Origin of the sequence: Pantoea sp. R13S299, from assembly GCF_048515925.1 — a bacterium.
In the GTDB taxonomy this organism is placed as follows: domain Bacteria; phylum Pseudomonadota; class Gammaproteobacteria; order Enterobacterales; family Enterobacteriaceae; genus Pantoea.
Window position 1 is genome coordinate 2066623 of sequence record NZ_JBLYEF010000001.1, and the last position, 24389, is coordinate 2091011.

21 protein-coding genes are annotated in these 24389 nt (G+C 57.5%); 11 read left to right on the plus strand and 10 right to left on the minus strand.

Annotation, left to right across the window (positions count from 1 at the left end; translation table 11 throughout):
- Positions 1-37 precede the first annotated feature (37 nt).
- The 3 genes from ACN1CO_RS09880 to ACN1CO_RS09890 form a co-directional block, all read right to left on the minus strand.
- The gene (locus tag ACN1CO_RS09880) at positions 38-655 is read right to left on the minus strand and encodes an RpoE-regulated lipoprotein (protein ID WP_419138786.1); all 618 of its coding nucleotides are present in this window, start codon (positions 653-655) and stop codon (positions 38-40) included.
- 65 nt (positions 656-720) lie between these two features.
- The gene (locus ACN1CO_RS09885) at positions 721-1188 is read right to left on the minus strand and encodes a DUF2919 family protein (protein ID WP_419138787.1); all 468 of its coding nucleotides are present in this window, start codon (positions 1186-1188) and stop codon (positions 721-723) included.
- Entirely contained in the window at positions 1178-1603 is a 426-nt protein-coding gene (locus ACN1CO_RS09890) for a GNAT family acetyltransferase (RefSeq protein ID WP_003848834.1), read from the minus strand. Before ACN1CO_RS09890 ends, ACN1CO_RS09885 begins: the two co-directional genes overlap by 11 nt.
- Before the next feature lie 207 nt (positions 1604-1810).
- Here ACN1CO_RS09890 and amiA point away from each other — a divergent pair, with 207 nt between their 5' ends.
- The 5 genes from amiA (at position 1811) to ampH (ending at position 8451) form a co-directional block, all read left to right on the plus strand.
- Positions 1811-2656 carry an N-acetylmuramoyl-L-alanine amidase AmiA gene (gene amiA / locus ACN1CO_RS09895; protein WP_419138788.1) on the plus strand — a complete coding sequence of 282 codons (846 nt, stop codon included), beginning with the start codon at positions 1811-1813 and terminating at the stop codon, positions 2654-2656.
- A gap of 100 nt (positions 2657-2756) precedes the next feature.
- Positions 2757-3671: an oxygen-dependent coproporphyrinogen oxidase gene (hemF, locus tag ACN1CO_RS09900; protein ID WP_419138789.1), complete on the plus strand. Its 915-nt coding sequence runs from the start codon at positions 2757-2759 to the stop codon at positions 3669-3671.
- A gap of 346 nt (positions 3672-4017) precedes the next feature.
- A complete protein-coding gene (gene tal / locus ACN1CO_RS09905; RefSeq protein ID WP_090958850.1) occupies positions 4018-4968 on the plus strand; it encodes a transaldolase in 951 nt (316 codons plus the stop codon).
- A 58-nt stretch (positions 4969-5026) separates the two neighbouring features.
- The gene (gene tkt / locus ACN1CO_RS09910; RefSeq protein WP_419138790.1) at positions 5027-7027 is read left to right on the plus strand and encodes a transketolase; all 2001 of its coding nucleotides are present in this window, start codon (positions 5027-5029) and stop codon (positions 7025-7027) included.
- Between the two features lie 260 nt (positions 7028-7287).
- A complete protein-coding gene (gene ampH / locus ACN1CO_RS09915) occupies positions 7288-8451 on the plus strand; it encodes a D-alanyl-D-alanine-carboxypeptidase/endopeptidase AmpH (protein ID WP_419138791.1) in 1164 nt (387 codons plus the stop codon).
- Here the strand turns inward: ampH and ACN1CO_RS09920 are convergent.
- From ACN1CO_RS09920 to ACN1CO_RS09935, 4 genes are all read right to left on the minus strand, one after another.
- Positions 8448-9521, minus strand: coding sequence for a DUF1176 domain-containing protein (locus ACN1CO_RS09920; protein ID WP_419138792.1), 1074 nt, complete (start codon positions 9519-9521; stop codon positions 8448-8450). The two genes, ampH and ACN1CO_RS09920, sit on opposite strands and share 4 nt — an antisense overlap.
- A 185-nt stretch (positions 9522-9706) precedes the next feature.
- Positions 9707-10285 carry a GDP-mannose pyrophosphatase NudK gene (gene nudK / locus ACN1CO_RS09925; protein WP_136196802.1) on the minus strand — a complete coding sequence of 193 codons (579 nt, stop codon included), beginning with the start codon at positions 10283-10285 and terminating at the stop codon, positions 9707-9709.
- Positions 10286-10427: 142 nt separating this feature from the next.
- Positions 10428-11924: an L-asparagine permease gene (gene ansP, locus ACN1CO_RS09930; protein WP_419138793.1), complete on the minus strand. Its 1497-nt coding sequence runs from the start codon at positions 11922-11924 to the stop codon at positions 10428-10430.
- A gap of 280 nt (positions 11925-12204) precedes the next feature.
- Positions 12205-12477 carry a DUF1471 domain-containing protein gene (locus ACN1CO_RS09935; RefSeq protein ID WP_136196800.1) on the minus strand — a complete coding sequence of 91 codons (273 nt, stop codon included), beginning with the start codon at positions 12475-12477 and terminating at the stop codon, positions 12205-12207.
- A gap of 251 nt (positions 12478-12728) precedes the next feature.
- On the opposite strand from ACN1CO_RS09935, the gene narQ reads away from it, so the two are divergent.
- The 6 genes from narQ to ACN1CO_RS09965 all read left to right on the plus strand — a co-directional run bounded on the left by narQ (position 12729) and on the right by ACN1CO_RS09965 (position 20708).
- Positions 12729-14417, plus strand: a complete 1689-nt coding sequence (gene narQ / locus ACN1CO_RS09940) for a nitrate/nitrite two-component system sensor histidine kinase NarQ (RefSeq protein WP_419138794.1) — start codon at positions 12729-12731, stop codon at positions 14415-14417.
- A 95-nt stretch (positions 14418-14512) separates the two neighbouring features.
- Positions 14513-15142, plus strand: coding sequence for a response regulator (locus tag ACN1CO_RS09945; protein WP_419138795.1), 630 nt, complete (start codon positions 14513-14515; stop codon positions 15140-15142).
- 168 nt (positions 15143-15310) lie between these two features.
- The gene (acrD, locus tag ACN1CO_RS09950) at positions 15311-18427 is read left to right on the plus strand and encodes a multidrug efflux RND transporter permease AcrD (RefSeq protein ID WP_419138796.1); all 3117 of its coding nucleotides are present in this window, start codon (positions 15311-15313) and stop codon (positions 18425-18427) included.
- 572 nt (positions 18428-18999) lie between these two features.
- Entirely contained in the window at positions 19000-19368 is a 369-nt protein-coding gene (locus tag ACN1CO_RS09955; protein WP_419138797.1) for an ArsC family reductase, read from the plus strand.
- A 1-nt stretch (position 19369) separates the two neighbouring features.
- Positions 19370-20497 carry a succinyl-diaminopimelate desuccinylase gene (dapE, locus tag ACN1CO_RS09960; protein ID WP_419138798.1) on the plus strand — a complete coding sequence of 376 codons (1128 nt, stop codon included), beginning with the start codon at positions 19370-19372 and terminating at the stop codon, positions 20495-20497.
- Between the two features lie 22 nt (positions 20498-20519).
- Positions 20520-20708, plus strand: a complete 189-nt coding sequence (locus tag ACN1CO_RS09965) for a YpfN family protein (protein ID WP_003848800.1) — start codon at positions 20520-20522, stop codon at positions 20706-20708.
- Between the two features lie 31 nt (positions 20709-20739).
- On the opposite strand, the gene ypfH is transcribed toward ACN1CO_RS09965, so the two are convergent.
- From ypfH to ACN1CO_RS09980, 3 genes are all read right to left on the minus strand, one after another.
- The gene (ypfH, locus tag ACN1CO_RS09970) at positions 20740-21420 is read right to left on the minus strand and encodes an esterase (protein ID WP_419138799.1); all 681 of its coding nucleotides are present in this window, start codon (positions 21418-21420) and stop codon (positions 20740-20742) included.
- A 73-nt stretch (positions 21421-21493) separates the two neighbouring features.
- Complete coding sequence (locus ACN1CO_RS09975) at positions 21494-23467, minus strand: tRNA(Met) cytidine acetyltransferase TmcA (RefSeq protein ID WP_419139013.1); 1974 nt, start codon at positions 23465-23467, stop codon at positions 21494-21496.
- Positions 23467-24333, minus strand: coding sequence for a neutral zinc metallopeptidase (locus tag ACN1CO_RS09980; protein WP_090958789.1), 867 nt, complete (start codon positions 24331-24333; stop codon positions 23467-23469). The genes ACN1CO_RS09975 and ACN1CO_RS09980 overlap by 1 nt, the downstream gene beginning before the upstream one ends.
- Positions 24334-24389: the final 56 nt, after the last annotated feature.

Genomic DNA, 24389 nt, shown 5'->3' on the forward strand with positions numbered 1-24389 from the left:
GCGGCCGCCAGACGGGCGGCGCGCTGATAAGGCAGGCTTAACGCTGCCAGACAATCTTGCTGATTTTCCAGTTTTTCAGAGTATCGTCAGAAGGCATCAATCCTTCCGGCCCGTGCCAGTCGCCATGATAGACATAGGTCAGATGCTGGCTGCCTGGCGCACGACACGCCACGTCACGCGCATCGGTGCCGCTGGCTAAGGAGCAGTTGTCGAAGGCTTTGCTGAACTTATTGCTGAAGGCATCACCCACTTTGCTGCCGTCGCTGCTGGCAATCGCGCTGTCCATGACCTCAATACGGTCGATCTGCGACTGCCCGTAAACCACCAGCTTAACCTTGCCGTCATTCAGCGCCTGCCAGAAGGCGATTACCTGGCCGTTCTGGCTGCGCATGCCCTGACGGAGGGTATAGTCACCGTTCAGTCCGTCCTTAATCGCGTCCTCTTTCATGGCGGTCGAGGCAGTTAGCCCACCCACACCCTGTTCAGTCGCGGTCAGCGTGGAACCGAACCAGTTCCACGGCAGCGCCGAAGACCAGTGATACGTCAGCGGATTCCACCAGCTTGCCTGCTGGCTGCTGTCAGCGCCGGAACCCGAACTGGCACAGCCGCTCAGTACAACGGCGGCGATCAGTAGCGTGGAACGAACAGCTTTCATGAGAACTCCTGTAAATGCGATGCCGGAAAGGCGGAACTGATTGGAGTCGCAAAGCGACAAAAAGTTTAGTTGAGATGATGTTCAGGCAGAAAGCAGTCGCGGCAACGGCGATTGAACTGCAGCCAGATCAGCGCCAGCAGGTCGAACAGCGTCAGCAGCAAGGGCAGCGGTGAGCTGAGCAAATCGCCCTGCATAAATTGCCAGCCCTGCCAGAGCAGGTTGATCAGCAGCGACAGCGCCAGTACGCTGCGCCAGGATTGCCAGAGTCGCGGCAGGCGCGTGCGATACCCGGTCAGCAGCAGGCCCGCCAGCGCCGGTAAACCCAGCGCCAGACCAACCCAGAACGCCTGGCGATCCGGATAGAACAGCGCCAGCAGATCGTTGCCCTGCTGCCGTGACGCCCCGGCCATCACCAGCAGCAGCCAGGTGCGCGCCTGAAGTAACAGGATCAGCCAAAAAAGAAACGGCAGCCGTAGCTGCCCTCTGGCGTCATACTCATCCGGCTGATAGCCAGACAACGGATTAGTATTCACGGTCTTCAATCAGACGTTTACCAAACAACAGCGCATCGACCGGCTCATAATCGAGCTTCTCATAGAACGCCACCACCTGATCGTTCTCTTCACGAATCATCAGATGCAGTTTCGGACAGCCACGCGCGATCAGCTTCTTCTCCAGACGGTTCATCAGCGCATTCGCAAAGCCGCGTCCCTGATAGTCAGGATGTACAGCCAGATAATACGCCGCGCCGCGATGACCATCGTACCCGCCCATCAGCGTACCGACGACCACGCCGCCCACTTCGGCAACCAGAAAGAGATCGGGGTCGTGATTCATTTTGCGTTCGATATCCAGCTCCGGATCGTTCCATGGCCGTAACAAATCGCAACGTTCCCATAAGGTGATCACTTCTTCAAAATCTTCCTGGCGGAAGGCGCGGATTTCCATCGTCTTTACCTGCAAATAAGCACAATTTGCTGATTATCACGCATTCTCTGCTGCACGCAACCCTCCATGACGGGCGACAAATAAAAAAGCGCAAATTTTCTGTTCGCGACCTGCAATACAAAGTAATGCCCTGAAATGTTTCTGTGATCGCAGCCAGCAGAGGCTTAGGCTATAACACCGGCAAGATTCCTGTTACCGGACCCGCACATGCACCTGCTTAAACGTTTGATTCATCGTCGCCAGTTACTGCTTTCCGGGCTGGCTCTGGCCATTTTATCGCCGCGCGCGGTTCAGGCTAAAGAAAACGCCCTTACCGGGGCAAATCGTCATACGCGCCCTGCTCCGCCAGCGAAAAATGGCAAACGTATCGTGATGATCGATCCCGGCCACGGTGGCATCGACTCCGGTGCCGTTGGCGAAGAGGGGTCTGAAGAGAAACACATCGTGCTGGAGATTGCTGGCAACGTGCAGCGCCAGTTGCAGAGCCACCCACGCATTGAAGTACGCCTGACCCGCGACAGTGACCACTTTATTCCGCTCTATCAGCGGGTCGAGATCGCTCATCAGCACGGCGCCGATCTCTTTATGTCGATCCATGCCGACGGCTTTACCAGCCCTGATGCCAGCGGAGCGTCGGTGTTTGCGCTTTCTAACCGGGGTGCCAGCAGCTCAATGGCGCGTTATCTGTCACAGCGCGAGAACGATGCAGACAAACTCGGCGGCGTGAAAGCGCAACAGCAGGATCACTATCTGCAGCAGATCCTGTTTGACCTGGTGCAGACCGATACCATCAAAAACAGCCTGACGCTGGGCAAGCACGTGCTGGACCAGATCCGCCCCGTGCATCATCTGCACAGCCAGCACACCGAGCAGGCGGCCTTCGCGGTGCTCAAGTCACCGTCGATTCCCTCAGTGCTGGTCGAGACCTCCTTTATTACCAATCCGCGCGAAGAGCAGCTGCTCGGCACCACCGCGTTTCGCCAGAAAATTGCCTCTGCGATTGCCAGCGGCATCGTCAATTACTTTGATGAGTTTGACCGCCGCAACGCCTGATGCGCGAAGCGGGTTTCCGCCGGGCGGCGTGCCGCACTCATGCAAGCGGCGCGGTTTTGCGTATAATCGCGTCAGACTTTGACAAACGATAAGCGAAAAGATGGCTGATATTTCACGCGTAAAAGCATTCCTGCTGGCATTGCAGGATGAGATTTGTAACCAACTGGCAGCGGAAGATGGCGGCGCACAGTTTGCCGAAGATAGCTGGCAGCGCCCTGGCGGCGGCGGCGGTCAGAGCCGCGTCCTGCGCAACGGCACGGTGTTTGAGCAGGCGGGCGTCAACTTTTCGCATGTGCATGGCGATCAGATGCCGGCATCGGCTACCGCACACCGGCCAGAACTGGCGGGTCGCAGCTTTGAGGCGATGGGCGTGTCGCTGGTGATCCACCCGAACAACCCCTATGTGCCCACCAGCCACGCCAACGTGCGCTTTTTTATCGCCGAGAAACCGGGTGCCGATCCGGTATGGTGGTTTGGCGGCGGGTTTGACCTGACCCCTTTTTATGGCTTCGAAGAAGATGCGCTGCACTGGCATCAGACCGCAGCGAATATCTGTCAGCCCTTTGGCGAGGATGTCTATCCGCGCTATAAAAAATGGTGTGATGACTACTTCTATCTGAAGCATCGGGATGAGCAGCGCGGCATTGGCGGCCTGTTTTTTGACGATCTCAATACGCCCGACTTTGAGCAGAGCTTCAGCTTTATGCAGGCGGTGGGCCGTGGCTTTATCGACGCCTATCGGCCGATTGTGGCGCGTCGGAAAGATCATCCGTGGGGCGATCGTGAGCGCCAGTTCCAGCTCTACCGTCGTGGTCGCTATGTGGAGTTTAATCTGGTGTGGGACCGCGGCACCCTGTTTGGCCTGCAGACCGGTGGCCGCACGGAATCGATCCTGATGTCGATGCCGCCGCTGGTGCGCTGGGAATATGATTATCAGCCTGATCCTGACTCGCCTGAAGCGGCCCTCTACCGCGATTTCCTGCCGGTGAAAAACTGGCTGAACCTGCCCGTCTGATTGTTTCTGCCTCTGCGGCGTGGGCCACAACCCGCGCTGCGCTTACCTCTCGCCTGATCGGCCTCTTCTTTTTTACAGGGCACAGATTGCTACAGTGTGGCCTGCGTCATTCCTCCTGACTGCTATGCTTATGGATGGAATATGGCGCACCCCACGGTAAATACCGCATGACGGCTCCTTCGCACCGCCTCGCAGCGCAACAATCAGAGAAACCGCATTTCCATCAGAAAGTCTCTGTTGCAATGTTATGGGTTCGCGTCACCGGTAGCAGAACATGCCACAGACCGGCTGCGAGGCCTGAGGTGCTCCCTGTTCGCTTTCATTTTTCTTTTCAAGGAGTTTAGAGATGAACCAGTTAGAAGCCCTAAAACAGTTCACCACAGTGGTGGCGGACAGTGGCGATATCGAATCGATTCGTAATTACCACCCGGAAGATGCCACCACCAACCCCTCACTCATTCTGAAAGCGTCCGGTCTCGAAGGGTATAAACACCTGATGGATGACGCGATTGAGTACGCCAAAAAACAGGGCGGCAGCAAAGAGACGCAGATTATTAATGCCAGCGACAAAGTGGCGATCAACCTCGGTATGGAAATCCTGAAAAGCATACCGGGCCGTGTTTCGACCGAAGTGGATGCGCGCCTCTCCTTCGATCGTGGCATGTGTGTCACCAAAGCAGAAAAACTGATTCGCATGTACGAAGAGCACGGCATCGACCGCTCGCGCGTACTGATCAAGCTGGCCTCGACCTGGGAAGGCATCCGCGCAGCGGAAGAACTGGAAAAGAATGGCATCAAGTGCAACCTGACACTGCTGTTCTCCTTTGCCCAGGCGCGTGCCTGTGCCGAAGCGGGTGTGTTCCTGATCTCCCCGTTCGTGGGCCGCATCTACGACTGGTACAACTCACGCAAGCCAATGGAACCCTATGTGGCGGATGAAGATCCAGGCGTGAAGTCTGTGCGTCGCATCTACGATTACTACAAAAAGCATCGTTACAGCACCGTCATCATGGGCGCCAGCTTCCGTAAAGTGGAGCAGATTGTGGCACTGGCTGGCTGCGATCGCCTGACGCTGTCGCCGAACCTGCTGGAAGAGTTGCAGAACAGCGATGCGCCGCTGGAGCGCAAGCTGGAGCCATCCACCGAAGGCTTCCATCAGCCGTCGCCGCTCTCTGAAGCGGAATTCCGCTGGGAACATAACCAGGATCCGATGGCAGTTGAAAAACTCTCAGACGGCATCCGCCAGTTCGCGGTTGACCAGCAGAAGCTGGAAGATGTGCTCGCCGCACGCCTGTAGTCTTCATTTTAGTCGGGCGGGACTTTCCCGCCCTGATGCATAACTAAGGGAGAACTTTATGTCCTCACGCAGAGAGTTGGCAAACGCGATTCGTGCACTAAGCATGGATGCAGTTCAGAAGGCAAACTCAGGTCACCCCGGTGCGCCGATGGGTATGGCCGATATCGCCGAAGTGTTGTGGCGCGACTTCCTCCAGCACAATCCGACCAATCCCGCCTGGCTTGATCGCGACCGCTTTATCCTCTCCAACGGCCACGGCTCGATGCTGCTTTATAGCCTGCTGCACCTCAGCGGTTATGACCTGCCCATTGAAGAGCTGAAAAATTTCCGTCAGCTGCATTCTAAAACGCCGGGTCACCCGGAAATCGGCTACACGCCTGGCGTAGAAACCACGACCGGCCCGCTGGGTCAGGGACTGGCAAATGCCGTGGGTCTGGCGATTGCAGAACGCACGCTGGCCGCGCAGTTTAACCGTCCGGACCATGAAATCGTTGATCACCACACCTATGTGTTTATGGGCGATGGCTGTCTGATGGAAGGGATCTCGCACGAAGTCTGTTCACTGGCGGGCACCCTGGGTCTCGGCAAACTGATCGGCTTCTACGACCATAATGGCATCTCTATCGATGGCGAGACCGAAGGCTGGTTTACCGACGACACGCATAAACGCTTTGAGTCCTACAACTGGCATGTGATTGGCGACATCGACGGACATGACGCCGATGCCATTCGTGAAGCGATCAAAGAAGCGCAGAGCGTCACCGATAAGCCTTCACTGATTATCTGCCGGACCATTATCGGTTTCGGTTCACCGAACAAAGCCGGTAAAGAGGAGTCGCACGGCGCGGCGCTGGGTGAGGCCGAAGTTGCCCTGACCCGTAAGCAGCTCGGCTGGAACTATCCGGCGTTTGAAATCCCGGCTGAAATCTATCAGCAGTGGGATGCCAAAGCAGCGGGTGCCGAACGCGAAAAAGCCTGGGATGCGAAATTTGCGGCTTACAAGCAGGCCCATCCTGAGCTGGCAAAAGAGTATGAGCGCCGTATGAATGGCGAAATGCCTGCCACATGGGAAACGGAAGCGAACCGTTTCATCCAGGAGTTGCAGGCTAACCCGCAGAAAATCGCCAGCCGTAAGGCGTCTCAGAACTCACTGGAAGCCTACGGCAAAATGCTGCCGGAATTCCTGGGCGGTTCAGCTGACCTGGCACCGAGTAACCTCACCATCTGGTCAGGCTCTAAGTCGATCAAAGAGGATCCGGCCGGTAACTACATTCACTACGGCGTGCGTGAATTTGGTATGACGGCGATTGGTAACGGTATCGCGCACCACGGCGGTTTCGTTCCTTACACCGCAACCTTCCTGATGTTTGTCGAATATGCGCGAAACGCCGCGCGTATGGCAGCGCTGATGAAGGCGCGTCAGATTATGGTCTACACCCATGACTCCATCGGTCTGGGCGAAGATGGCCCGACGCACCAGCCGGTTGAGCAGATCGCCAGCCTGCGTCTGACGCCAAACATGAGCGTATGGCGTCCATGCGACCAGGTGGAAACGGCTGTGGCGTGGAAAGCCGCTGTCGAACGCCATCACGGCCCTACTGCGCTGATCCTCTCCCGTCAGAACCTGCTGCAGCCGGAACGTACCCCGGAGCAGATCGAAAACATTAAGCGCGGCGGCTACGTGCTGAAGGATTGCGACGGCACACCAGAAGTGATTCTGATCGCGACCGGTTCAGAGATTGAGATCACTCTGGGTGCAGCGGAGAAGCTGACCTCAGGCGGCCACAAGGTGCGGGTAGTGTCACTGCCTTCAACTGACCTGTTCGATGCGCAGGATGCGGCTTACCGCGAATCTGTGCTGCCGAGCGGCGTGAAAGCGCGCGTGGCAGTCGAAGCGGGTATCGCTGACTACTGGTTCAAGTATGTCGGTCTGGATGGCGCGATTGTCGGTATGACCACCTTTGGTGAGTCAGCGCCGGCCAGTCAGCTGTTCGCCGAGTTTGGCTTCACGGTAGAGAATATCGTCAGCCACGCTGAAGCATTACTCAAGCCAGTTTAATGCCTCTGCCCTTCCCGGCTCACCGGGAAGGGCCATTTCATCTTATAGCCTGAATCAGAAAAATTTCTCTATTCCCCTCTTCCCGCCCCGCGCAAACTGATTACTATAGAGCCGTCATACTTAATGCTGCCTGTGCACGGGCTGTCCGTCTGTTCCTGCTGATGTTCCTGCCGGGATAACGCGGCTCAGCGAGCGAGTGCATCCCGATGAGTGAAGGCAGATTTCTTCCGATATTTATAGCGAAGCCACTTCCGTTGAACATGCGCACACCCTATTTACTGGCCCTGATGGTTTCACTGCTTCCTTTAAAAAGCATGGCGCAGGTCGCGCCCGATCCCCTGCTGGCCTCTCAGATTGTTGATCGCTATGCGGAACATATCTTTTATGGCAGCGGTGCAACCGGCATGGCGCTGGTAGCGATTGATGGCAATCAGCGGGTGTTCGCCAGCTTCGGTGAAACCCGTCCCGGCAACAATGTTCGTCCGCAGAAAGATTCGCTGATTCGCATCGCCTCGCTGAGTAAGCTGATGACCAGTGAAGTGATGGTGAAGATGGCTGAGCGTGGACAGATTCGCCTCGACGATCCCCTGAGTAAATATGCACCGCCGGGCGCACGCGTGCCGACTTACAATGGTCAGCCGATTCGCCTGATTAATCTCTCAACCCACACCAGCGGACTGCCGCGTGAACAGCCAGGCGGCAAAGCGCAGCGTCCGGTGTTCGTCTGGCCGACGAAAGGTGAACGCTGGGCGTGGCTGGCGCGCGCTAACCTTAAAGCAGCGCCGGGCAGCAGTGCCGCCTACTCCAACCTGGGCTACGATCTGCTGAGCGATGCATTGTCGCGCGCCGCTGGTACACCTTATCCGTCGCTGTTTCAGCAGCTGATTACCCGTCCGCTCGGCATGAAAGACACTACTTTTACGCCGTCGCCTGAGCAGTGTGGACGCCTGATGGTGGCGGAGAAAGGGGCCAGTCCCTGCAACAACACGCTGGCGGCGATTGGCAGCGGCGGTGTGTACTCCACGCCGGATGATATGGGCCGCTGGATGCAGCAGTTCCTGAACTCGTCGGTGAACCATCGCACGCCACAGATCGACCGGCTGCAGACGCTGATTTATCGTCGCGATCAGCTGAACAAAGTCGAAGGCATGGATGTGCCGGGTAAAGCGGATGCGCTGGGTATGGGCTGGGTCTTTATGGGGCCGAAAAATGGTCGCCCTGGCATCATTCAGAAAACCGGTGGCGGCGGCGGATTCATCACCTATATGGCGATGGTGCCGCAGCATAATGTGGGCGTATTTGTGGTGGTGACGCGCTCGCCGCTGACCCGCTTCACGCCAATGAGCGACGGCGTGAACAATATGCTGGCCGAACTGGTCGGCAACCAGCTTGGCTCACCCATGATGGTGCAGGCTATTCCTTAACGCTGCTGTACGCCACCGTCAGACTGGCTGACCCACAGGGTTGGCCAGTCATCACTGCTGTGCCAGGCGTCACAGGTCGACTCTTCCGCATACTCCGCTAACACAAAACGCGTGCCATCAAACTGCCAGCGAGTGGCCCTGCCACAGTCACCTAATCCACGTCCTTTACCAAAGGTGTAGAGCTGGCCGCTGGCCGCATCATATTCCGCGTTAATCAGCTCAAGCTGTCGATCGCCTGCACCCGGCGGCGTAAACGGCAGCGTTAAGGTGATGCCGCGCGCCACGTAAGGCTGACTGCGCGTCACTTCAAACGCCAGATCGATGACGTTATAAGCCCCCATTTCACAACTCACCAGCAGCAGCGCGCGCTGGTCGGTGAGTGGCGCAACGCTGACTTCACGACGCAGCGGATCGAGTGAGCAGGAGTCGGTATTGACCCGCCAGGTGCCGTAATCAATTAATCCGCTGGTTTCATCGCGCGTCAGTGCCGCGGGTGGCTCAACAGCAGGCGGCAAGGGCGGCAGCGCAGGCGGCGGCGGAACGTCCCAGCTGGCGCGGTCGCCACGCTTGATCCACGCGCTCATGCTGTTGACGCGTCCCTGGATGTCATCCATCAGCAGCAGCGCGGCTTTCATGCCGCGCAGGGAGATCAGCGCATTGGCATCAAAGGTGAGCTGCAGGGTTTTCGCCTCCATCACCAGATCAAGAAACTCATCAATGGCGATGGCATTGCTGGTGGCGAGATGATGGGGTTCGACCGTCCAGTGTTTGAGGTCGGGTTTCAGGCGGCGCTGGTCGAGCAGCAGGTTATCCTGAAGCGGACCGCCAGGCAGCGCGCCGCTGTAAGCGCTGCCATAGTCGATTCGCAGCAAGGGGCGATCGTTGACGCCCGCATGACGCGAAATCGTCATCACCAGCCCTTTGTCGCCCGGAATATTGCGCGCCACGCAAAAGGCTTCGTTGTTGCAGGTGATTTGCCAGTCGTTGAATGACTTTTGCAACGGTTCCGCCTGAACACAGGCAATCCACAGAGACGGCAACAGCCACAGCGATTTCATCCAATACGACATTAAGAAGATCGATCCCCGAATACCCAGAGTGGAGAGGATAGCGCATCAACGGGCCTGACAGGGTTCGCATTCTGTGAACCTGTGCAAAAAGCGCAGTTAACTGCTTAAAAAGCGTGCATAAACTGAAGACTCGCCCTTCCACTTTCAACGCTGTCGCGCGGCAACTGGCTTCACGGCACAGTTATCTATGGCTTCAGCCAGCCCGCAATCTGCGCATGCTGTAACAGCATAATGGTTTTGCCGTCGCGAATGCGGCCGTCGGCGACCATCGCCAGCGCATCCGGGAAACTCAGTTCCAGCACATCGATTGACTCATCTTCGACGCCACCGCCTGCGTTGTCACGCAGCGATTCATTATAAACCGCAGCGAAAAAGTGGATGAGTTCGGTCACGCCGCCCGGCGACATATAGCAGGCATAGAGTTTCTCCACCTCGCCCACCGCATAACCGGTCTCTTCAATCGCCTCTTTACGGATGCAATCTTCCGGGGAGTCGTCGTCCAGCAAGCCTGCGCAGGCTTCGATTAACATGCCGCCATCGTTGCCGTTGACATAAGTAGCAATGCGGAACTGGCGCGTCAGGACCACGCTGTTCTTTTCACGGTTATAAAGCAGGATGGTCGCCCCGTTTCCGCGATCGTAGACTTCGCGTTTATGGCGGATAACCTCGCCACGGCGATCGGTGATGTCATAGGTGTAGTTACGCAGCACAAACCAGTTTTCAGACAGGAGCTTATCTTTGATGATATTGATCTTAAACGACATGGAGACTCCGCTACCGCATAAAGGGAGTCGTTCATCATAGGGGCAAGCCGGCGGGAAAACTATCCTAATTCGCGTCGTAACATGTCGATTTCCGGGCAAAAAAAAGCCAGCCCGGAGGCTGGCCTGATTGCGGCAGAACTTATCAGCGTGAGGTGTCGTCAGCCAGTCGGGTCGGCTGAGGTTCCTCTTCGTGATGATCCTGTTCGGTCTGCGCGACGGCGTGAACACGCTTACGCACGCCAAACCATCCCAGCACCAGCAACACCGCAATCAGCGGAATCGAGGCGATGGTGTAAGTCCCGTTCGGGTAATCAAACGCCATCAGCACCAGCACGCTGAACAGGAACAGCAGCGTCAGCCATGAGGTAAACGGTGCGCCTGGCAGCTTGAAGCTGACATCATCCGCCTTGCCCTCTTTAATCGCTTTGCGCAGACGCAGCTGGCACACCACGATAAAGGCCCAGGAGGAGATGATACCCAGCGAGGCGACGTTCAGGACGATCTCAAACACCTGAGAAGGCACATAGTAGTTAAGGACTACGCCAATCACATAAACGGCGATGGTCACCAGAATACCGGCATAAGGCACCTGCTGACTGTTCATCTTCGACATGAATTTCGGTGCCGAGCCCCCCATCGACATGGAGCGCAGAATACGTCCGGTCGAGTAGAGGCCGGAGTTCAGGCTGGAGAGCGCCGCACTCAGGACTACGATGTTCATGATGCTGCCGACGTATGGCACGCCCAGCTTCGAGAAGAAGGTCACGAACGGACTCTGACCCGCCTGATAGGCGTTCCATGGCAGCAGCAGCACCAGCAGGACCACTGAGCCAACGTAGAACAGGCCGATACGCCAGATCACGCTGTTGATCGCTTTCGGCAGCATGGTTTTCGGGTCTTTACATTCGCCGGCCGCCGTACCCACCAGTTCGATAGAGGCAAAGGCGAACACCACACCCTGAATCAACACCAGCGCGGGCAGTAAGCCATGCGGGAACATGCCACCGTTATCGGTGATCAGATGGAAGCCGGTGCTGTTACCATCCAGCGGTTTGCCGGTGCCAAGGAACACCACGCCCACCACCAGGAAGATCACAATCGCCAGCACTTTCACCAGCGCAAACCAGAACTCCATCTCGGCAAACCACTTAACGCCGATCATGTTCATGGTGCCGACTATCGCCAGCGCGCCCAGGGCAAACACCCACTGTGGCACATCACCAAACGCGCCCCAGTAGTGCATGTAGAGCGCAACGGCGGTGATATCGACGATACCGGTCATTGCCCAGTTAACGAAGTACATCCAGCCCGCCACGTAGGAGGCTTTCTCACCCAGGAACTCACGGGCGTAGGAAACGAAACTACCGCTGCTGGGACGGTGTAAAACCAGTTCGCCCAGTGCACGCAGAATGAAAAAGGAGAAGATGCCACACACCAGATAGATGATGGCTAAGGCGGGGCCAGCAGCCTGCAGACGGCCACCTGCACCCAGGAACAAACCGGTGCCGATGGCACCGCCGATCGCAATCATCTGTACATGACGGTTACCCATCGCTTTCTGGTAGCCAGCATCATGAGAGTTCAGCCAGCGGCGTTTCGCAGCGCGCATCTCACTTGGGGTTTTCTTTTTAGATTTCATAGCATTCCTGTTTGTCCGGACCATCAGTCGTCGTCTCCCCAATGCGGACGTAACGTCCTGCAAAATGGGGGATTTTCCTCTGTGCCTTTGCCCGTGAGTGAGTGCCGGGCAACGCGGGAATTTACGGCGATGAATCCTACCCGTTCTGCAAGAACGAAGCAAAATATACCGGGCAGATGCACAGGCTGATTTGTAAGAATCCATCCTGATGCACAAAAACAAAAAAACCGGCCATTTTCAGGCCGGTAAAAGCTACAGGGATGGAAACAGGAGGGCTGGGTTAGCGATAAATCTCTGCGGTGCCACTCCACAGGCTGGAATCGCCTGGATTATCGACACCGATAACACGGTAATGGCTGGCGCCCATCTCTTCCGCTTTTTGCGACAACTGACGATTTGCATCGTCCAGTGATCCGCGAACGCCAGAGACCGACACGCTGCCGATGCTCTGCATACCCTGCGCCTGCGACTGATCGACGGGCGCGGCGGCGAAAGTGGCAAATGAGGCGGTAGCCAGTAAGGCACCCGCCAGTACAGCATTCAGCTTTTTCATGGGATGCTCCTTAATCTGAGAGGGTTGAGCTGATGACTGAATGGATTATTAACGCTGCAATGAAAAGCAACATCGGGCCGATGTAAAACTGTCCCTTTTTTAACCGTAAAACCGTAGCGCATCCTGGGAACTGTCAGTCGCGGTCATTTTGTGTGCGATGTGTTACGTCCTGTGCGATAAACAGGAGATGGATCATTTGCGTTACGTTACTGCGCTCTTATAATTCCCGCACTCTGAACAGGGCCATTCATGTGATCGTAAAACGTTCCGTTACACAAAGCATCGCTCAGGCGCTCAGCGCCATTGTCCTGCTGTCGCTGCTCACCACCGGCCTGGCCTTAGTCACGCTCCTCAGCAGTCAGCGCGACGCCGAGGCGATCAATCTGGCGGGTTCACTACGCATGCAAAGCTATCGCATGGCCTGGGATGCGAGTCGTCAGCCGCAAAACCTGGCGCACCATTTCGCGCTCTATCAGCAAACGCTGGATGCGCCGGTGCTGCAGAAGCTGGATCGGCCCTGGGTGCCACGTGAAGTGAGCGTTCGCTACCAGCGACTGCGCGCCGCCTGGCCTGCCCTGCAGCAGCAGTTTCAACAGGGCGATAGCGTGGCGTACCAGCAGCAGGTGCCGATATATGTCGGTGAAATCGATCGCTTTGTGCTGGGTTTGCAGCGTTACACCGAACTGAAAATGCATCTGGTGGCCGCCAGCAGCCTGGTGGGTGTCATTGCGATTGTGGCGCTGGCTCTGATGACAATTCGCTTTACCCGACTGAAGGTCGTGCGACCACTGAATGCGCTGGTCACGGCCAGTCGCTACGTCGAGAGCGGCAACTTTGCGTTTCCGCCGCTGCACGTTGAGCAGCAGAATGAGCTGCAGGTGCTGTCGCACGCTTTCAGCGGCATGGCGGCCCGTCTGCATTCCCACTACCAGCTGCTGGAAAGCACGGTTCGCGAAAAAACAGAAGATTTAACCCAGGCGAACCGCACGCTGTCACTGCTCTATGACAGCTCTCAGATGCTGACCGCCAGCCCGCTGCATCCGGCGTTGTTTGAAGCGGTACTGACCAATGTACTGACGCGCGAAAAGCTGACGGCGATCCGGCTCGACAGCGACCAGTTCCGGTTCCGCGCCGGTGATGAAAAGACTGCCGGTGAGTGGCAACGTCAGCCGTTACAGCAGGATGATCAGCAGATTGGTGAACTTCGCTGGCAGAAAGCGGGCGCCACTCCGCCGGATGAGATGATGCGTAGCCTGGCGGCGATGCTGGGACGCGCGATCTGGATCTGGCAGGCGCAGCAGCAGTATCAACAGATGCTGGTCATGGAAGAGCGCGCCACCATTGCCCGGGAATTACACGACTCGCTGGCGCAGTCGCTCTCTTTTTTACGCATTCAGCTGACCCTGTTGCGCCGCACTGTGGATAAAGAAGACAGTGCCGCCCACACCATTATCGCTGACTTCGATCAGGCACTGGCTGATGCCTACCGCCAGCTGCGCGAACTGCTGACCACCTTCCGTCTGACCATCGAACAGGCGGATCTCGTGGCGGCGATGCAGGCAATGATCGCCTCGTTACAGGAAAAGAGCAGCGCAGAGATACAGTTTAACTATCAGACCGGCCTGCAGAGTCTGGAGGCGCAACAGCAGGTGCATGTGTTACAGATCGCCCGTGAGGCGCTGCTGAATGCGGTTCGTCACGCCAGCGCGCAGGTTATCCGCGTGGACTATCAGCACAGTGAGCAAGGTGAGCACTTACTGACGGTTACGGATGACGGTGTGGGCATCAACAGCACTGACGAACCGCCGGGTCATTATGGCCTGACCATTATGGCTGAACGTGCCCAGCGCCTGAGCGGCAATCTGACCATTCACGCACAGCAACGGGGCACGCGGGTGGAGCTGCGCTTTCCTCCGCAACCGGCACGGCAGCTGGCGTAATTAGCCAGCCCTGATTTCAATCAATTTAAACAATCCATCGGCTGCAGACAGCAGGCTCTGCCCCACCACAGTCTGAACCGATAAACGGAGAAAATATGCAACAGTCGGCATTAACCTTGATGATTGTGGATGATCACCCGCTGATGCGGCGCGGCGTGCGTCAGCTACTTGCGCTGGATCCCCGGCTGGAAGTTATCGCCGAGGCCAACAATGGCACCGAAGCGCTGGCGGAGGCCCGCCGTCAGGAACCGGACATCATTCTGCTCGACCTGAATATGAAAGGGATGTCCGGACTGGATACGCTTAAGGCGCTGCGCCACGAAGGGATTAGCTCGCGCATTCTGGTGCTGACCGTCTCCGACACCCGCAGTGATATTTTCGCCATGGTGGATGCCGGTGCCGATGGCTATCTGCTCAAGGACAGCGAGCCGGAGATCCTGCTGGGACATATCCTGCAGGCATCACGGGGTGAGAGAGTCTTCAGTGAAGGCGTCGCCAGCTATCTGGATAATCGTCAGCACAGCGCCGATCCTCTGCGTCAGCTCACCGAGCGCGAGCGGGATGTGCTGCAGGAGGTGGCGCGCGGCCTGTCGAACAAAGAGATCGCCGGGATTCTGCATATCTCTGAAGAGACAGTAAAAGTGCATATCCGCAACCTGCTGCGCAAGCTGGATGTCCGCTCCCGAGTCGCCGCCACGGTGATGTGGCTCGAAAGCCGCAAATAGCCAACGAATTTACATTTTCTCCTCATTTTCTCCACGATTTCCCCCGCTGCCGCACGTAAAGTGAAAGGCGGCGGAGAATCGTGGCAAAGCCCCTCCGTTCTTTCTGCCTGTGCGCCCGTTGCCGGTGGGCCTGACCTATAATAATAAGTCCTGAGGAGTGTCGATTTAATGTCGAATTTCTTTATCGACCGCCCCATCTTTGCCTGGGTGCTGGCGATTCTGCTGTGCCTGTGCGGCACGCTTTCGATTATTTCGCTGCCTGTTGAACAGTATCCCGACCTGGCACCGCCCAATGTGCGCATCACCGCTAACTATCCCGGCGCATCCGCCGAGACGCTGGAAAACACCGTCACCCAGGTGATCGAGCAGAACATGACCGGCATCGATAATCTGATGTACATGTCCTCGAACAGCAGCAACACCGGCCAGGCGCAAATCACCCTCACCTTTACTGCCGGGACCAATCCCGACGAAGCCCGTCAGCAGGTTCAGAACCAGTTGCAGTCCGCGCTGCGTAAGTTGCCGCAGGCGGTGCAGTCGCAGGGCGTGACAGTCAATAAAACCGGTGACAGCAATATTCTGATGGTGGCGTTCGTCTCGACTGACGGCAGCATGGATAAGCAGGATATTTCAGACTATGTCGCCAGTAATATTCAGGACCCGCTGAGCCGTATTGATGGCGTCGGCCAGGTTGACGCTTACGGCTCGCAATATGCGATGCGCATCTGGCTCGATCCCAACAAACTGATTGCTTACGCGCTGACCACCGACGATGTGGTCAGTGCCATTCAGTCGCAGAACACTCAGGTTGCCGTGGGTCAGGTCGGTGGCCTGCCATCGGTGCAGAAGCAGGCACTGAACGCCACGGTCAACGCCCAGTCGATGCTGCAGACTCCCGAGCAGTTCCGGGCCATTACGCTGAAGAACAATCCCGACGGTTCTGTAGTGACGCTGGGCGATGTCGCCACCGTGGCGCTGGGCGCGGAGAAGTATGATTATCTGAGCCGCTACAACGGCCAGCCCGCGTCAGGCCTGGGCGTGAAGCTTGCATCCGGTGCCAACGAGATGAACACCGATAAGCTGGTGCGGGCGCGCATTGAGGAGCTGTCGCACTACTTCCCGCACGGGCTGGAAGCGAAAATCGCCTATGAAACCTCGCCGTTCGTTAAAGCGTCGATCACCGATGTGGTGAAGACGCTGCTGGAGGCGATCGTGCTGGTCTTCGGCGTGATGTATCTGTTTATGCAGAACTTCCGCGCCACCCTGATTCCGACCATCGCAGTGCCGGTGGTGCTGTTCGGCACCTTCAGCGTGCTCTATGCCTTCGGCTTCAGCATTAATACCCTGACCATGTTTGCCATGGTGCTGGCCATCGGGCTGCTGGTGGATGATGCCATCGTGGTGGTGGAAAACGTTGAACGTATCATGCATGAAGAGGGACTTTCGCCGCGTGCCGCCACACGAAAATCGATGGGCCAGATTCAGGGCGCGCTGGTAGGGATCGCGCTGGTGCTCTCTGCGGTGTTTGTGCCGATGGCGTTTTTCGGCGGTACCGTCGGCGCCATCTACCGCCAGTTCTCGATCACCATTGTCTCGGCGATGGTGCTGTCGGTGCTGGTGGCGATGATCCTGACGCCCGCGCTGTGTGCCACGTTGTTAAAACCGGCGCCACAGGGCGAGCAGCATGAGCGTCGCGGTTTCTTCGGCTGGTTCAACCGTCACTTTAATCACAACGCTGACCGCTACGAGCGCGGCGTAGCGGGCATCCTGCGCACAGGTGGCCGCTGGCTGCTGCTCTATCTCGGTATTATCGGCCTGATGGCGTTTCTGTTTCTGCGCCTGCCGACGTCGTTTCTGCCGCTGGAAGATCGCGGCGTCTTCCTGACTCAGGTTCAGCTTCCGGCAGGCGCGACGCTTGAGCAGACGGCCAGCGTGGTAGCCAAAGTCGAAAACTATTATCTCACCCAGGAGAAGGCCAACGTGCTGTCGGTCTTCTCCACCATTGGCGCAGGTCCGGGCGGTAATGGACAGAACGTGGCACGTCTGTTTGTGCGGCTGAAAGACTGGGAAGCACGGCCCGGTGCCGATCGCACCTCGTTCGCCATTATCGATCGCGCAACGAAGGCGTTTCAGAAGATCAAAGAGGGCCGGGTGATTGCCAGCAGTCCGCCTGCTATCACCGGTATGGGCAGCAGCTCCGGCTTTGACATGGAACTGCAGGATCACGCCGGTATCGGTCATACCCAACTGATGGCGATGCGCGACAAGCTGCTGGAGATGGCGGACAACGATAAGTCACTGTCACGGGTCCGGCACAATGGACTGGATGACAGCCCGCAGCTGCAGATTGATGTGGATGCCCGCAAAGCGCAGGCGCTGGGCGTGTCGCTGGATACCATCAACGACACGCTGACCACGGCCTGGGGCTCTACCTATGTGAACGACTTCCTGGATCGGGGTCGGGTGAAAAAGGTCTATGTGCAGGCCGCCGCCGAATTCCGCATGCTGCCGGATGACGTCAACAAATGGTATGTGCGAAACAGCAGCGGCAAAATGGTGCCCTTCTCCGCGTTTGCCACCAGTCGCTGGGAGACCGGATCGCCGCGACTTGAACGCTACAACGGCTATTCATCGCTGGAGATTGTTGGCGAAGCGGCCAATGGCGTCAGCAGCGGCACGGCGATGGATGAGATGGAAAAGCTGGTGAATGCCCTGCCGCTGGGCGTCGGGTTCCAGTGGACCGGAGCCTCTTATCAGGAGCGGCTCTCCGGTTCGCAGGCACCGGCGCTTTACGCCATTTCGCTGCTGGTGGTGTTCCTCTGCCTGGCCGCGCTGTATGAGAGCTGGTCGATCCCGTTCTCGGTGATGCTGGTAGTGCCGCTGGGGGTGGTGGGCGCGCTGATCGCCACCTGGATGCGTGGGCTGGAGAATGATGTCTATTTCCAGGTTGGCCTGCTGACGGTGGTCGGGCTATCCGCCAAAAACGCCATCCTGATTGTGGAATTTGCTAACGAGATTAACAGCCGTGGACGGGAACTGGTGGAGTCCACGCTGGAGGCGTCGCGTCAGCGTCTGCGGCCGATTCTGATGACCTCGCTGGCCTTTATCTTCGGGGTGCTGCCGATGGCAATCAGCAGCGGCGCAGGCTCCGGCAGTCAGCACGCGGTGGGAACCGGCGTGATGGGTGGGATGATCTCCGCTACGCTGCTGGCGATCTTTTTTGTCCCGCTGTTCTTTGTGCTGGTCCGCCGTCGCTTCCCGCTCAAAGAGAAGCCGCAGGACTAGCGGCAAATAAAAAGCGGTCACTGATTTCAGTGACCGCCTTATTTATGTGTGTGTTAAGAATTCCAGCAAGCGGGATAGTCCTGCTTTTTTCTTAGCGTGTTACTTGTTGCGTAACATCGCTTCGATAAATTCTTTCCAGGTTCCCATTTCGGTGTCAATCATAATGCCCTCTCTTATTGTGCTGGCAATATTACGCTCTTTTTTTAATCAGGTGAATACGTTTACACCTGTTATATCTATCGGCAAGCCTCACAAAAACATGAATGTTGCTGATTCTGGAAGCTGACGCACATTTCAGCAACCCCTTAACCTCATTGAAGATAATTTATTATAAGCCTAACGGTAGACTATTTTATCTACATGGCGAAATTCTTAAGCACTTATTGATAAGCAGGGTAATAATTGCCAGCGAAATTGATAGCGTTTACCTGGGGCGAAATGACGGTACGCCGTGCAGGCTATCCGGACCGATTACCGCGCCCGTGCAGATGCCTCAACGGATCACACTATGGTAAACTCCCGCTTTGGCTGCTTTTTCAGCTTTCTTCTCACAGGACAATAAGGATCGGGCAATGAGCACGCAGTGGGTGATGTTCGGGATTAAAAATTGCGACACCATAAAAAAAGCCCGGCGCTTTTTAACAGACGCAGGCGTTGAGTATCACTTTCACGACTACCGTGCTGACGGCCTGAGCGATGCCCTGCTGCAGGCGTTTATTGATGCGCTGGGCTACGAAGCCCTGCTTAACACCCGCGGCACCACCTGGCGTAAACTGCCCGAAGCTGACCGTGAAGCGGTGACCGATGCCAGCAGCGCCAAAGCGCTGATGCTGGCGCATCCCGCTATGATTAAGCGTCCGCTGTTGCGCGCCCCGGATGGCTCCCTGCTCGCCGGTTTCAGCGAAGCCACCTATCAGAATGCTATCCAGGAGAAGTCATAATATGTTTTGCCCGGTCATTGAGCTGACGCAGCAGCTTATTCGTCGCCCCTCTCTCAGCCCCGATGATGCCGGATGTCAGGCTCTGCTAATCGCCCGTCTTGAAGCTATTGGCTTCAAGATTGAAACGATGAACATCGACGACACCCTGAATTTCTGGGCCACCCGTGGCGAAGGTGAAACGCTGGCGTTTGCCGGTCACACCGATGTGGTGCCGGCTGGCGATGCCAGTCGCTGGATTAATCCGCCATTTGAACCGACGATCCGCGATGGCATGCTGTTTGGCCGCGGTGCGGCCGACATGAAAGGCTCGTTGGCGGCCATGGTGGTAGCTGCTGAACGTTTTGTGGCGGTGCGTCCCAATCACAGAGGGCGACTCGCCTTTATGATTACCTCTGATGAAGAGGCCAGCGGGGCCAACGGCACAGTTAAAGTCGTTGAACGGCTGATGGCGCGCCGCGAACGGCTCGACTATTGTCTGGTCGGAGAGCCGTCCAGCACCGAAGTCGTCGGTGACGTGGTGAAGAACGGCCGCCGTGGCTCAATCACCGCCAATCTGACGGTGCATGGCGTGCAGGGCCACGTCGCCTATCCGCATCTGGCGGATAATCCGGTTCACCGGGCGATGCCAGCACTGACTGAACTGGTCGCGACAGAGTGGGATCAGGGAAATGAGTTTTTCCCGGCCACCAGTATGCAGATTGCCAACGTTCAGGCGGGCACCGGCAGTAATAACGTGATCCCCGGCGAGCTGTTTGTGCAGTTTAACTTCCGCTTCAGCACCGAACTCACCGATGAGATGATTCGCCAGCGGGTCGCAGAGCTGCTGGATCGTCACCAGTTGCGTTACACCATCGAGTGGAAACTTTCGGGTCAGCCCTTCCTGACCACGCGCGGTAAGCTGGTTGATGCCGTCGTGAAAGCTGTAGCGCACTATAATGAAATTAAGCCGCAGCTGCTGACCACCGGCGGGACCTCCGATGGCCGCTTTATTGCCCGGATGGGCGCGCAGGTGGTGGAACTGGGTCCGGTGAATGCCACCATTCATAAAATCAATGAGTGTGTGAAAGCCTCCGACCTGCAGATGCTGAGCCGGATGTACCAACGCATCATGGAACAACTGATCGCCTGACGGCGGTTTTAAGGAGCAGCAAATGGAATTTATTAAAGATTACTGGTGGATCCTGGTGATCCTGCTGATGGTTGGCGTGCTGATGAACGTTTATAAAGATCTGAAACGCATCGATCACAAAAAATTTATGGATAATAAACCGGACCTGCCGCCGCATCGTGATTTCAACGATAAATGGGATGACGACGACAACTGGCCGAAGAAGAAGTAAATGAAAAAGCCCCTGCAATGCAGGGGCTTTTTTACATCATTGCGATAACATCATCATCACCGGGTTTTGCGCCGCTTAACGCCTCATCGAAGTAGCGTTTTGGCACCGTATAACGCAGATGATTCAGCGCCAGTTCCATGCTGCGGTGATCGATGGCGTGCGCCAGATCGTCAACGATATCCAGCGTGACGTCGCCACCGCAGGCGGTCAGCCGCTGTTCTGCCTCCCGGGCATGGTGCAGCGGGATCTGCTCATCATAATCACCGTGGATCAGGTGAATCGTGGTGCGGGTACTGGCCTTCTCTGGCAGGGTAATAAACCGGCCATTAAACACCACTGCCCGGCCCGCCAGATTCGGATACGCTTTGACCCCTTCCAGCACCATACTGCCGCCCTGCGAAAAGCCGACTAAGGCTGTCGCTTCCGGCCGCACGCCGCTCTTTTTTTGCCAGTGCCGCACAGACTCAACAAACTGCGGCATCGCAGCATCAACCCGCTGCTGGATAGTCTGATCGTGCAGGTCAGTTTCGCCAAACCACTGACGAACCGTGCCAGGCGAGCCGACGGAAACTACCAGCGCGTCGGGAAAGGTTTTCGCAAACCAGTTGCCAATCTCACCCATTGAATCCGGGTTATCGCCAACGCCGTGGTAGAGCAGAAACAGCTGTGCTGTGGTGGCAGGCTGTTGAACGATTACATATTTCAGTGTCATGTTGACCTCCTGTGTTCACTCTACGCCACGTGGAACAAAATGATATGAGGATAATTTGAGGCAGATAGTCGAATTATTTCAACGGACGCTGCAGCGAGTCCGCCGTAATGCCCAGGCTTTCGAGGGCTGAAGCCGCCTGCTGACGCAGCTTAGCGATCAGCGCTTTGCGGCCGCTTACGCCCGCCTGCCGGGCCAGCTCGCTTAGCGCATGAGGTGCAGCAACCGCGGCGGCCAGCAACGGGTCGGGCGCGGCACTGGACTCAACCAGACGCTGCAACACCGGCAGACTCGCTTCGAATGGCCGCTGCGCCCAGGCAAAACCGGCCGCAAGATGGATATCCTGCACGGTCAATCCGTCATCCGTGACCTCTTCAAACTGCAGCTCCAGCGCAATGTGCTGGCGCAACAGTGGCCAGTCACGCGCCAGCTGTGCTGCCGCCTGGCGCGCTAATACCCGGCCTGCAGCAGAACAGGGCAGGATAGCCATCGCCGCGTAACAGCCGCTGCTGGCTTCCCGCTGGCTGCCAATCCGCACCAGGGTAAAGCCACAGGCGCGCCAGAACGCCCAGAGTGATTCAGTGTAGCCGAAGCTGACGGAGAGATAGTCGTGATCGGCAGCCGCCCTGGCCGCCGCCGCAACAAGCTGCTGGCCGGTTCCCCGGCGACGGATTTCAGCCGCCACGGCAATGCGGCTGATCCGTAGCGAGCGCAGGGTTGCCGCTTCAGCCAGACCGCCGTGCGCTGCCAGTGACTGTGCCACCAGATTTCCGCGCGGTCGTCGGGTGCCCGCCCAGACCGCCTGCGCCAGGTCAGGTTCAAGACCGCCCTCCTCCACCAGCCAGAGCGCGCCCTGCAACATGGGTGCCTCGCCCGCCCGCCACAACTCCATACCCGGCGCATCCAGCAGGCGGCGCAGATCCAGCGGCGAAGTGCGGTAGTGCGCGCTGGTCAGCAGACGGTAGGCGGCCTCCAGCGTGCTGAAATCGTGACGTTCAACCCGATGTGGCGTTACCGGGGAGTCGGGTACAGTCGCGCTGGCATCGTCAAACAGCAGCGCCTGATTCAGCCACTGCTCCAGCGGATCGAAACGTGACCAGCGCAGCGGCTCATCCAGCGTGAAATAGTGTGCATCAGCAAGTCCGGCACAGAATTTAAGGATAAATCCACGCCCGCTGCCTTCGTAGCCCTGCACGGTGGTAGTCAGCAACACGCGGGGATACCGGCTGACCAGCGCCTGCAGCAGCGGTGCCGGGATCGCCGCAGCTTCATCCACAATCAGCCATTCCGCTGGTGGCGGCGTCTCCAGCGCCAGCAGTGCATCGGGTGCCATAAATTGAAAATGCTCACCAGCAAAGGTGGCCAGCACCTCTGTTGAAGCTTTGGCCGGTGCAGTGACCAGACAATGACCATTCTGCCGGGCCAGCATCCCTGCCAGCGCAGATTTACCCCGTCCGCGGGCGGCGGTCAGCACGGCAACACCCGATGACAGCGTCATCAGCTGATCGAGTATCGCCTGCTGTTGCTGCGGAGCCTGACAGTACCACTGCGGCCAGTCGCGCTGCGCCGGAAAACGGCAAGGCTGATGCTGCCGCTCCAGCAGCACCTGGTCATCCGCCAGGATCAGCTGTTGCAGGTGGTGAACAAAATGAGGTGTTGGGATGGGTTCAGCGACGTCCGCCCAGCGCAGGCTGTCGGTATCAGGCTGTTGCGACCACTGATCCCAGGGCGGCACCAGCAGCAGCAGCCAGCTACCGGCGGTGAGCGTACCAGCCAGCACGGCGAAAGCCTCGGCATGAAAGCCCTGACGGGCATCGAATATTGCATGATGAAATTCACGGCCAAGCAGCGTGCGAACCGCGCCTGGCGTTTTATGCAGGTCTGACACTTCAGAGGAAGCAGAGAAGAGCGGCTCCGGGCTCAGCTCCAGCCAGTCGCCTGGCAACGCTTCACGCCACTCCGCAGCCCGTGATAAGCACCAGGCTGGGTCGCCGCTGATCACTGCCAGACGACGCACACCGGCCTGTTGCATAAACGGCTCTGCGATCATCAGTTGCTGGCGAAGGTGTTGCACTGTCCTGGATCGCCACCATCAAATCCGCGCTTGAACCAGGTATAGCGCTGCTCAGAAGTACCGTGAGTAAAGCTGTCGGGCACCACGCGGCCCTGACCTTTCTGCTGCAGGCGATCATCACCAATTGCCTCAGCGGCATTCAGCGCTTCCTGCAGATCGCCCGCTTCAAGGATGTTCTCCTGCTGCATGTAGTGTCCCCAGACACCGGCAAAACAGTCTGCCTGCAGTTCCATTTTCACGGAAAGCTGATTGACCTGCGTCTGGCTGGCGCCCTGCTGCATTTCGCGCACTTTCGGTTCGATGCCCAGTAGTTTCTGAACATGGTGGCCCACTTCATGCGCGACGACATAGCCCTGGGCGAAGTCACCGCCCGCGCCGAGTTTGGTTTTCATCTCGTCATAGAAAGAGAGGTCGATGTAGACGGTCTGGTCGGCAGGACAGTAAAACGGTCCCATCACAGACTGTCCGGTCCCGCAGCCGGTGCGGGTTGCACCGCGATACATCACCAGCTTCGGCGCGACATACTGTTTGTTCATCTGTTTGAACAGTTTGCCCCACGTATCTTCCGTGGTCGCCAGAATCACCTTAGTGAATTTAGCGGCCTCATCATCATTGGCGCTGACGCTACGCTGTTGCTGCTGGCTGGTCGGTGCGACTTCGCCACCCGTCAGCAGTGCGGTCAGGTCGTAACCGTAATAACCCGCGACAGCCACCACGATCAGCAGCACAATACCGCCTTTACCGCGCGGCAGACGAATCTGACGGCCTCCGCCACCTAAACCGGATGATTGATCGCGACGGTCCTCTACATTGTCGCTTTCGCGACGCCCTTGCCAGCGCATGCTGTATTCCCTCAGTCATTTTTTCAGATGGCATGATTTTAGTTGTGTGAGGGAGC

What these genes read in the sequence shown, in the direction of transcription:
- ansP (WP_419138793.1), bottom strand. Translation starts at nt 11,924, where the DNA reads ATGAAATCTAAAAAGAAAACCCCAAGTGAGATGCGCGCTGCGAAACGC.
- ACN1CO_RS09965 (WP_003848800.1), top strand. Translation starts at nt 20,520, where the DNA reads ATGGAATTTATTAAAGATTACTGGTGGATCCTGGTGATCCTGCTGATG.
- dapE (WP_419138798.1), top strand. Translation starts at nt 19,370, where the DNA reads ATGTTTTGCCCGGTCATTGAGCTGACGCAGCAGCTTATTCGTCGCCCC.
- hemF (WP_419138789.1), top strand. Translation starts at nt 2,757, where the DNA reads ATGGCTGATATTTCACGCGTAAAAGCATTCCTGCTGGCATTGCAGGAT.
- ACN1CO_RS09920 (WP_419138792.1), bottom strand. Translation starts at nt 9,521, where the DNA reads ATGTCGTATTGGATGAAATCGCTGTGGCTGTTGCCGTCTCTGTGGATT.
- ACN1CO_RS09945 (WP_419138795.1), top strand. Translation starts at nt 14,513, where the DNA reads ATGCAACAGTCGGCATTAACCTTGATGATTGTGGATGATCACCCGCTG.
- ACN1CO_RS09935 (WP_136196800.1), bottom strand. Translation starts at nt 12,477, where the DNA reads ATGAAAAAGCTGAATGCTGTACTGGCGGGTGCCTTACTGGCTACCGCC.
- ACN1CO_RS09955 (WP_419138797.1), top strand. Translation starts at nt 19,000, where the DNA reads ATGAGCACGCAGTGGGTGATGTTCGGGATTAAAAATTGCGACACCATA.
- ACN1CO_RS09890 (WP_003848834.1), bottom strand. Translation starts at nt 1,603, where the DNA reads ATGGAAATCCGCGCCTTCCGCCAGGAAGATTTTGAAGAAGTGATCACC.
- tal (WP_090958850.1), top strand. Translation starts at nt 4,018, where the DNA reads ATGAACCAGTTAGAAGCCCTAAAACAGTTCACCACAGTGGTGGCGGAC.
- amiA (WP_419138788.1), top strand. Translation starts at nt 1,811, where the DNA reads ATGCACCTGCTTAAACGTTTGATTCATCGTCGCCAGTTACTGCTTTCC.
- ACN1CO_RS09980 (WP_090958789.1), bottom strand. Translation starts at nt 24,333, where the DNA reads ATGCGCTGGCAAGGGCGTCGCGAAAGCGACAATGTAGAGGACCGTCGC.
- tkt (WP_419138790.1), top strand. Translation starts at nt 5,027, where the DNA reads ATGTCCTCACGCAGAGAGTTGGCAAACGCGATTCGTGCACTAAGCATG.
- ACN1CO_RS09975 (WP_419139013.1), bottom strand. Translation starts at nt 23,467, where the DNA reads ATGATCGCAGAGCCGTTTATGCAACAGGCCGGTGTGCGTCGTCTGGCA.
- nudK (WP_136196802.1), bottom strand. Translation starts at nt 10,285, where the DNA reads ATGTCGTTTAAGATCAATATCATCAAAGATAAGCTCCTGTCTGAAAAC.
- ACN1CO_RS09880 (WP_419138786.1), bottom strand. Translation starts at nt 655, where the DNA reads ATGAAAGCTGTTCGTTCCACGCTACTGATCGCCGCCGTTGTACTGAGC.
- ypfH (WP_419138799.1), bottom strand. Translation starts at nt 21,420, where the DNA reads ATGACACTGAAATATGTAATCGTTCAACAGCCTGCCACCACAGCACAG.
- ampH (WP_419138791.1), top strand. Translation starts at nt 7,288, where the DNA reads ATGCGCACACCCTATTTACTGGCCCTGATGGTTTCACTGCTTCCTTTA.
- acrD (WP_419138796.1), top strand. Translation starts at nt 15,311, where the DNA reads ATGTCGAATTTCTTTATCGACCGCCCCATCTTTGCCTGGGTGCTGGCG.